This is a genomic window from Vibrio sp. Vb1337 (assembly GCF_033338715.1).
In the GTDB taxonomy this organism is placed as follows: domain Bacteria; phylum Pseudomonadota; class Gammaproteobacteria; order Enterobacterales; family Vibrionaceae; genus Vibrio; species Vibrio alginolyticus.
Map to the genome: position 1 here is coordinate 1 of NZ_JAWOTD010000156.1, position 1,227 is coordinate 1,227.

The 1,227-nt window shown below is 47.4% G+C and carries 1 protein-coding gene; it reads right to left on the minus strand.

Features of this window, described 5'->3' with window-relative positions:
• The coding region (gene yegD / locus R7E42_RS24675; RefSeq protein ID WP_318073185.1) for a molecular chaperone at window positions 1-967 on the minus strand (967 nt) is incomplete at its 3' end.
• Between the last annotated feature and the right edge of the window lie 260 nt (window positions 968-1,227).

Sequence of the window (1,227 nt, forward strand, 5' to 3'; positions counted from 1 at the left end):
CAAGCAAGCGCGCTAGTTTTTCTGGCTCTTGCGCCTGTTTCTGCAACAGTTTTAACGCTGCTAAGTTCTCACGTGAGTAGAAGTCGTTTTGCGCTTCAACGTTATTGATAGCAATCGGATTCCAAAACTGAGTCGTCGGCATCACAATGCCCGATTCCATCTTGCTTTCCATCCCAAACGGGAACATCAACTGTTTGAAAGCCAACGCGATATCCAGATCGTTACCGCCGACACGCTGACCACTGTGAGCCAACAAACTTGCCGTTCTGTCTGCTTTTCCTCGCCAAGATGGCCCCATCTGAATCAAAGAACAGTCGGTTGTACCACCCACCAAAATCAGTTTGTCTTCGCTAAGCGTCGCCTCGTATTCTAATCCAGCGGCGACGGGCTCAAACTGAAATTCGATATTTTGAAAACCGGCACGCTTGGCGGCGCGAAGTAGAATATTTTCCGCTTGAATGTTCGCCGTTTCTCCACCACGACCATGAAAGTTGATTGGGCGACCAATCACCGCATCCGTAATGCTTTGCTGAGCATGGTTTTCTGCCTGAGCTTTGATGTTGTCCATCATGGCGCAAACCAGATCTTCAAAGAAGCTCAGCTGAACATCACGCAAGCCAGATGCACCAAGAAACGACTTTGGCGACTTCACGTAATAGATATCGCGTGGGTCTTCTAAATAGCGGTTCAACGCTGCCTGACCAAACGCGATGTCTTCTGGCTCCAGCTCGATGCTCTCTTCTCGGTTCAAGTTGATTGCGCGGCGCAGTACCTGCTCTCCAACTTGATCAAACGGTTTGATGTCACGGTGACGAAACAAATGTTCAGACACAGACTCACGAGTCGGAGCTGCAAGGGTGGAAGGAATGAACGGGCTATCCCCTTCAAGATTTAGCAAAACAGGCTCGCCTGATTCCATTTTTGCCACTGAACAGTTTGCAGTGCCATAGTCAAAGCCAATATACATGAGTCCTCCCACTGACGAAAAAAAGGTCGGCAATGCTAACTCAATGGCACATGAATTACTACTCAAACGGTAGAGCGATTCTCGCTTATTCGCTTTCGGACGTTTCTTTTTTCATGGCAGGTAACACGACGGCTAACAATAACGCTAATAAAAGAAAAGCAGGCGTGAGTTTCAATCCTTGCCAAATTGAGTACGTGTCGTGAAACAGCCAAAAAATTCCTATCGTTAACAAGTAAGCAAAATAGCTGCTGAACACTAAA